This is a genomic window from Kitasatospora sp. NRRL B-11411 (genome assembly GCF_000721345.1).
GTDB lineage: Bacteria > Actinomycetota > Actinomycetes > Streptomycetales > Streptomycetaceae > Kitasatospora > Kitasatospora cineracea.
The window spans coordinates 1-7405 of the sequence record NZ_JOGH01000193.1 but is presented as its reverse complement, the minus strand read 5'-3'; the positions used below and the strand labels follow the sequence as shown (position 1 = coordinate 7405).

The 7405-nt window shown below is 71.9% G+C and carries 6 protein-coding genes and 1 pseudogene; 3 read left to right on the top strand and 4 right to left on the bottom strand.

The window, feature by feature from the left end:
• The 3 genes and pseudogenes from IH44_RS0138070 to IH44_RS0138060 form a co-directional block, all read right to left on the bottom strand.
• Positions 1 to 708: pseudogene (locus IH44_RS0138070) on the bottom strand (hypothetical protein); the annotation flags it as partial.
• A 348-nt stretch (positions 709 to 1056) separates the two neighbouring features.
• The gene (locus IH44_RS0138065; RefSeq protein ID WP_030464430.1) at positions 1057 to 1317 is read right to left on the bottom strand and encodes a hypothetical protein; all 261 of its coding nucleotides are present in this window, start codon (positions 1315 to 1317) and stop codon (positions 1057 to 1059) included.
• 172 nt (positions 1318 to 1489) lie between these two features.
• Positions 1490 to 1981 (bottom strand): MarR family winged helix-turn-helix transcriptional regulator, encoded by a 492-nt coding sequence (locus tag IH44_RS0138060; RefSeq protein ID WP_030464429.1) that lies wholly within the window; start codon positions 1979 to 1981, stop codon positions 1490 to 1492.
• A 149-nt stretch (positions 1982 to 2130) separates the two neighbouring features.
• Here IH44_RS0138060 and IH44_RS0138055 point away from each other — a divergent pair, with 149 nt between their 5' ends.
• From IH44_RS0138055 to IH44_RS0138045, 3 genes are all read left to right on the top strand, one after another.
• Positions 2131 to 2505, top strand: a complete 375-nt coding sequence (locus IH44_RS0138055) for a DoxX family protein (RefSeq protein WP_030464428.1) — start codon at positions 2131 to 2133, stop codon at positions 2503 to 2505.
• Between the two features lie 97 nt (positions 2506 to 2602).
• Positions 2603 to 3196 (top strand): GrpB family protein, encoded by a 594-nt coding sequence (locus IH44_RS0138050; protein WP_030464427.1) that lies wholly within the window; start codon positions 2603 to 2605, stop codon positions 3194 to 3196.
• 82 nt (positions 3197 to 3278) lie between these two features.
• A complete protein-coding gene (locus IH44_RS0138045; RefSeq protein ID WP_030464426.1) occupies positions 3279 to 4517 on the top strand; it encodes a hypothetical protein in 1239 nt (412 codons plus the stop codon).
• Positions 4518 to 4610: 93 nt separating this feature from the next.
• Here IH44_RS0138045 and IH44_RS0138040 read toward each other — a convergent pair whose 3' ends face one another.
• Positions 4611 to 7256: a collagenase gene (locus tag IH44_RS0138040; protein ID WP_030464425.1), complete on the bottom strand. Its 2646-nt coding sequence runs from the start codon at positions 7254 to 7256 to the stop codon at positions 4611 to 4613.
• Between the last annotated feature and the right edge of the window lie 149 nt (positions 7257 to 7405).

Here is a 7405-nt window from a genome sequence, read left to right as displayed (position 1 = left end):
GAACTGCCCGGTCGAAGGGCGGAAGACGCCGACGTTCCCGGCCGGGCTGCCGTTGCCGGCATCCCAGTTCCCGGCCACCGGCTCGTCACCAGTCGTGGTCACATCGTCGACGATGCTGTTGTTGCGGACCGGCTTGAAGGTGCCGTGGCCCGAGAAATACGGGTACGGGATGGCCCGGTGTTGCACGCCCGAGCCGGTGAACTCGTAGGCGTCGTAGGAAGACTGCGAGGAGTCCGTCCAACCGGCGAAGATGACGATGTGCCCCAAGGCCCCAGCCGCGTCGTTGAGCAGGGCGTCGCCGGGCTTCAGTTCCGCCTTGCTGATCCAGGACGCGACACCGCTCGGAACGAAGCTGGTGGTGTCAAGTCCGGGAGTGCCGAGGTGCCAGGCCATCGAGGCGTAGCCGGAGCAGTCCGTGCGGTATCCCTGGTAAGTGTTGTCCCAGCTGTACTCGAGGCCGAGACCGACCCACGATGCGGCGCGGTTGATCACTTCGCTCCGGCTGATCTGGGTGCTGGCGGCCAGCTGGGAGGGTGCGACGGACCGACCTTGACCGGCTCCGCCCTTGTCCTTGGCCGCGATGGCGGCTGCGGACGGCGGTGCGGCCGAATCGGCGGCGAAGGCCGGCGCAGCAGTGAGTATGCCGGCGACGAGGCCGGCGGCGGCTGTGACGGCCAGGGCACGGGAGAGGACGTGCGTAGTCGACATGAGAGATCCAGCCCTTGGACGATGGATGGGTGAGTGCGCAGGACCCGCCGTTCGGTGGGCTCTCCATAGCCCGGTCCGGTAGTGCACACACGAAGTCGGCCGCCGGACCTGACGGTTGGTCACGCAGACCGATCATTCACTCGAAACTCAAAGGCAGTCAATCTTTAGTGAAAATGATCAACTGGCGGCATGGCTTGTTTCGATGGCGCCATCCCGGCCGATTTTGGCGATTTATCCTCACAAAATGGCAGTACCAGCAGCTGGCCCGCAGGTCGATCGTGGCCGCCTTATGGCTGAAACTCTTTCAGTTTGCAGATACTTGAGGCCGAGCACGTCGGTGAGGGTGTGTCAGTCGCGGCGGCCGAAGCGGTACCAGGGCGGGGCGCCGGCCCCGTGGTGGCACAGCAGCGGCAGGGTGGTGGCCGCGACGGGCAGGGCGCGGTGGTGGTCGCGGGCGTGGACGGCGTCGCCGCCGTACGCGGGCGCGTGCCGGATGTCCTCGGAAGCGGCTTCGACCTCGGTCGTGTGATTGAGTAGCCGCTCGTGGTCCCGCTGGGCCTTCTTCGTCTCCTGCTGCAGAGTGAGCCGCTCGGCTCCGGGACGGGGCACCGTCGCTCCCACACCTGGCGCGCGGCTATCGGTCAAGATCGCTTGTCAATCGGTCAAGGTCACTTGGCAAAGGACAGCTGACCCGTCCCACCGAAGTTTGACCAGTGCTGTCCCGTCTCAGTTTGTTGTTTGACCTCGCAGGTCACTCGACCTGCGAGGTTGAACAACAAGCTCAGGCGCCGTGGCCGGGCGGGCAGGCCCGGACCGGGCCGATCGCGTCGTTGACCCGGCGGCTGATCGACTTCAGCTGGCCGTGCTGGGCCCTGGTGAGCGGGTCGAAGAGCAGGCGGTGCACCTCGGCGACGTGGCCGGGGGCGGTGGCCCGGACCTTCTCCCAGCCCTCCTCGGTCAGCACCGCCAGGGTGTAGCGGCCGTCCTCGGGGTCGGGGGTGCGGCGCAGCCAGCCCTTGCCCTCCAGGCGCTTGGCGGTGTGTGAGAGGCGGGAGAGCGAGCAGGCGGCGAACTCCGCGAGGTCGCTCATCCGCAGGGTGCGCCCGGTGGTCATGGAGAGCCCGGCGAGGACCTGGTACTCGAAGTGCGACAGGCCGGCGTCGCGCTGCAACTGGGCGTCCAGGGCGGCCGGGAAGCGCACGAGCAGGGCGGCCAGGGCCAGCCAGGTCTCCTGCTCCTCGGCGTCCAGCCAGCGGGGTTCATCGGTGCTCATGGGGGCCATGGTACGGGGGCGGTCGACCGAAAACGCCGGGTTTGACTTGAATGTTCAACCTGGGTCGGCCGTCGAATTACTTGACCTTTCAAGTCATCCCCGCCTACCTTCTGGTTGAACATTCAAGTCATCGAGCAGAGAAGCACCTGATGAACATCACCCTGTGGATCATCGCCGCCGTCCTGGCCCTGGCCTTCACCGCCTCCGGCCTGATGAAGCTCTCCCAGTCCCGGGAGAAGCTGGTCGCCTCCGGCATGGGCTGGGCCGCCGACGTCCCGCCCGGCGCGATCAAGGCCCTCGGCGCCACCCAGGTCCTCGGCGCCCTCGGCCTGGTCCTCCCCGCCGCCACCGACATCGCCCCCGTCCTCGTCCCGTGGGCCGCCACCGGCCTGGCCGTCACCATGGTCGGCGCCGCCGCCGTCCACCTGCGCCGCGGCGAGGCCAAGTCCCTCCCGGTCAACCTGGTCCTGTTCGCCCTCGCCGTCGTCGTCGCCTGGGGCCGCTTCGGCAGCCACGCCTTCTGAGCCGCGAACGCCCCGCCGGGACGCGCAAGGCTCAGGACGGGTCGTGACAGAGGCAGAACGGGCGCCCCGCCGCCACCGCGCACCTACACTCGGCGGAATGTCCACCGCCCCGCACCCCGCCGTCCTGGTCCTCCCGCACGATCCCGACTGGCCCCGCCGGGCGGCCGCGCTCATCGCGGACCTGCGCGCCGCGCTCGGCCCCGCGGCGGTCCGGGTCGAGCACATCGGGAGCACCGCCGTCCCCGGCCTGGCCGCCAAACCGGTGCTGGACGTGCAGATCGGCGTCGCGGACCTGGACGCCGCCGGGCGGGACTTCGACGGGCCGCTCGCCGCGCTCGGGTTCCGCCGCTCGCCGCACCGGCACGACCACGTCCCGGCCGGGAGCGACGACGACCCCGCGCGGTGGGCGAAACGGCTGTGGCTGCGCCGCGACCCGGCCGCCGGGCCGGACTGCAACCTGCACGTGCGGCTGCTGGGCTCGCCCAACGAGCGGCTCGCGCTGCTGTTCCGCGACTGGTTCCGGGCCCACCCCGAGGCGGTGCCCGGCTACGCCCGGTTCAAGCAGCTGCTCGCCGGAGCCGTCGCCGACCTCGACACCTACGCCGACGTCAAGGACCCGGTGGTCGACCTGGTCACCGCCGTCGCCGAACCCTGGGCCGCCGCCACCGGCTGGACCCCGTACGCGGGCTGAGCCGCGGGGTGAGCGCGGCGGGAAACGCGGTGGTGGGAAAACCGTTCGCGCTCGGCTCGTGGATCGGGCAGCCTCGTCGGCCGTGACGGACACCGACGAGAGCTGGTCCTACGCGCCGCCCGGCACCCTGCTCGGTGCGATCGAGCGCGGCCGCGGGCTGGGGTACGCGCACGCCCTGGCGGAGCGGGGGGCCGGGGCGGCGGCGGTGCTCGACTGCCTGCGCAGGGACACCCGGTGGGACTGGGTCGTGGACGAGCGGGCCGGCTACCACGCCTGTCTGGTACGGGAGTTGGGCCTGCCGCTGGCGCCGCTGCCGGAACAGCTCGACGGCCCGGACGAGGACGGCTCCGAGCGGGCCCGGGAGGTGCTGGCCGAACTCGCCCTGCTGGGTTCGGCGCCGGCCCGCACGGCGCTGCGCCGTTACGTCCGGGACGGAGAGTGGTGGCAGGAGGTGCTGGCGGTCCTGGTCCGCCGCTGGCCGCGGCCGTGGTGGGACGACCTGGGGCCGGACGCGGTGCGCCGCCTGGCCGGGGCCCCGCCGCTCTACTGGCGGGATGAGCCCTGGCGGCGGGTCTGGCGGGAGTTGCTGCCCGCCCGGGAGCGCCCGCCACGGGCCTCGCACCGGCTACGGATCGCGCCCCGGACCGACCGGCTGCTGGCCGTGCTGGCCGACCCCGGCAGTGCGCGCGACGAGCGGAGCGGCGCCCTGTACGCGCTGGCGGAGCGTCCCGCTGTCCCGCCCGGGCTGCTCGCGCTGGTGCCGGAGCTGTCGGCCCCCGCCCCGGCCGGCCCGGGGGAGTTCGCGCTGCCGGGCGTGCACCGGGCGGTGCACCGGCTCGGCCCGCTCGCGGTGGAACCGGCCCGGGCCTGGGCCGCCGACGGGCCGGACTGGCTGCGGTGGCTGGGCGCGACGGTGCTGGCCGAGCACGGCGGTACCCGTGATCTCCCGTTGCTGGTCGCCGAGTTGGCCCGGCAGGAGGCGGCGGGCGAGTGGTGCGGGCCGATGGCGCTGGCGGACGGCCTGGCCCGGTTCGGCCCGGCGGCCGGGGCGGCCGTCCCGCTGCTGCGGCGGCTCTGGCGGCGCACCCCGCACAGTTACGAACGCCCGTCCTATCTGCGGGCGTTGGACGCGATCGACCCCGGCGCGGCCGTCCCGCTGCTGGTCGAGTCGCTCTGGGACTGCGAGCCGGACGCCCGGCAGCACGCCGTCCGGCGGGCCCCCGGCGGCGGCCGGCTCGCCGACCGGCTGGCCGAACTGCGCGACAGCCCGCTGGAGTCCGCCGAACTGCGGGCGGACGCGGCCCGGCGCCTGGCCGGGTGAACGCAGGCGAACGCAGGCGAACGCAGGCGAACACGCCGGAGGGGCAGTCGTGGCGGGTGGCCGCGACTGCCCCGGGCGGTGGGGGACGGTGGGTCAGAACTGGGTGCTGACGGTGACGTCCGAGAAGTCGGTGGCCGCGTACAGGCTCAGGTAGCGGTAGCCGGCCGCGGGGTTGGTGACGGTGACGGACTGGGTGGTGCCCGGGTTGGTGGAGGAGGCGGTGAAGGCGCTCGGGGAGGCCCAGGTGGCGTCGTTGTAGTACAGGTACGCGGTGCCGGTGCCGCCGCTGGTGGTGACCTTGAGGGTGCTGGTCCCGGCGGGCAGGTAGACGTACAGGTAGTCGATGCCGCCCGCGGTGCGGGCCCGGCCGGTGCGGCGGCAGTTCTGGCCCATCGCGTCGGCGCGCTGGTCGGTGCAGAGCGGCAGGACGACGGGGCCGCTGCCGCCGTCGACGGTGGTGGTGACCGAGGCGGGGGTGGCGGTGGAGCGGCCGTTGGCGTCGGTGACGGTCAGCGCGACGGTGTAGGTGCCGGCCTTGGCGTAGGTGTGCGCGGGGTTGCGCTCGTCGGCGGAGCTGCCGTCGCCGAAGGTCCAGTGCCAACCGGTGATCTGCGCCGGGGAGTTGGTGACCACGGAGCGGTCGGTCAGGGTGACGGTGGCGCCGTTCACGGACTGGTCGAACAGCGCGGTCGGGCCGGTGGCGAAGCAGTCGCCGCCCGCGCACCGGGTCAGCCAGGCGTCGAAGTCGGCGTCGTAGGAGGTGCCGAGGCCGTTGTAGACCGCGTAGCCGCCCTGGTAGTCGCCGGTGCGGAAGTGCCCGAGCATGGAGTAGACGTCCGCCGGGTGCTTCTCGAACATGTAGCGGACCGCCAGGTAGCCCCACGGGTAGACCCGGGTGGAGTCCGAGTTGCCGTAGGTGTTCTGGAAGACCGTCGACAGCTTGTAGGTGTGCTTGGCGGCCTCGGCCATCGCCTGGGTGTCGGTGACGCCCCGGTAGGCGTACGACTGGTACTCGGCGACGCCCTCGATCCACCAGATGTCCGGGACGGAGGTCTCGGCGGCGAAGTCGCCCTTCATGTCGTAGATGTTGTCGAGGTAGTGGGTGTACTCGTGGTTGAGGTTCCACACGTTGCCCGCGAAGTCGTCGTTCCACGACTTCTGGTACATCACGCACACCGGCTGGTTGTTCGGGTCGGTGACGTCCATGACGGTCTGGCCGCCGTTGTCGGTGGAGTTGCCGTAGATCGCCCACGAGTAGGTCTGGTAGTCGGCGGCGCTGGCGAACACCGGCATGACCAGGGTCCTGCCGTACTGGTTCGGCACCGGGCCGTTGTCCTTGACCAGGTTGTGGAAGAAGGCGTCCTCGCCGCGCAGGCTGTCGCAGACCGGCTGGAGCTGGGCCACCGTCAGGGCCTGGGCGCGCAGCGTCTTGTTGTCGCAGACCAGGACGTTGGGCAGGACGGCGTCGGCGAGCTTGGCGGGGAGGTTGCAGGTGCCGTAGTACCCGCACTGGCCGTTGTCGTAGGTGGTGGCCTGGTAGGCGGTGTGCACGTACAGGCTGCCGCCGCTGCCGACGATCGGGGTGCTGTCCAGGATCTGCTTGATCAGCGGGCGGGCCGCGGCCTCGATCGCCGGGCTGTCGCCGGACATCCGGGCCAGGTCGTTGCCCGCGTTGACGTCCAGGAAGGCGTTGGCGGTGCCCAGCAGGTCCTTGTGGTTCATGGTGAAGCTGCCGAGCGTGCTGATCAGCGAGGTGTCGGCGCTCAGCGCGTTCACGAAGTCGCCGTTCCAGTTGCCGCGCCACAGCGGGGCGGACAGCACCGCGTTGACGGCGTTGACCATCTTCGGCGCCGCGTTGTACGCGTTGGTGTAGCCGTTCAGCACCTGCTGGTAGGTGGCCAGGTACGTGGCCTGGAGGTTGGCGCTGTCGGTCAGCACCAGCACGTCGTACAGCACCGTGCCGTTGGCGTCGGTGACGTCCTTCCAGCGCGGGCCCGCGAAGAACGCGTCCAGGCCCGCCCTGGTGGCGGTGGTCAGCGTGCCGTCGTAGGCGCCGACCTGGCCCGGGTAGTACGACTGCACGTAGTAGCCGGCCCGCAGGAACTGCACCAGCTGCAGGATGCCGGAGGTGTTGGTGCCGTCGTAGGACGCCGCCAGGTCCTTGAACGCGCCCGCGACGGTGAGCATGTTGGCCTGCTTGAAGACCGCGCCCGCGTCGGTGCCGGTCACGTTGTACAGCGTGCCCAGGCAGCTGGTCGTCGACGCCTTGACGAAGTTCACCAGGTCCGCGCCGGAACGGCTGCCGAAGTCGCCGTACGTGCAGCTCTGCGCGGCGGCGGCGGCCAGGCCCATGGCGGCCGGGGCCCTGGTGGCCGGGGCCTTGGCGGCGGCGTCCTGCTGGGCCGGGCGCGGGGCGGTCTGGACGGCGGTGCCCGCGGGCTGGCCCAGCTGGGCCTGGCCGAGCAGGGCGGGCGGCAGCGGGGCGGCGACCGGGGTGAGGGTGTCGGGGGCGGCCGCGACGACCGGGCCGAGCGGCTTGGGGACGGCCCCGCCGGGAGCCCCGGCGTCCGCGGCGGAGGCAGGGGCGGAGGCCGGCGCGGCCGACCGGACGGCGGCGGCCTTCGCGGGCTGTCCGCCGGTGGCGGCCGCGGCCGGGGAGACCGGCAGCAGGGTGGCCGCGGTGGCGCAGCCGGCCAGCAGACCGGCGGCCAGGGTGGGGAGGGGTATGCGCAGACGCACTGCTTCTCCTGGGGAGGGAACTCACTGAGCACGGCGGAGGGGGTGGGTGACGCGGGAGCATCCTGGCACCGGAGGCAGCGTCAGAACAATGTCACAGGTCATATGACATTGCATGAACGCGGCATAACACGGAAGGGAAGACCTTGGGG

Bases quoted from the DNA above. Each gene is read 5' to 3' on its own strand.
- IH44_RS0138060 (WP_030464429.1), bottom strand. From the start codon at position 1,981: ATGAGCACCGATGAACCCCGCTGGCTGGACGCCGAGGAGCAGGAGACC.
- IH44_RS0138055 (WP_030464428.1), top strand. From the start codon at position 2,131: ATGAACATCACCCTGTGGATCATCGCCGCCGTCCTGGCCCTGGCCTTC.
- IH44_RS0138050 (WP_030464427.1), top strand. From the start codon at position 2,603: ATGTCCACCGCCCCGCACCCCGCCGTCCTGGTCCTCCCGCACGATCCC.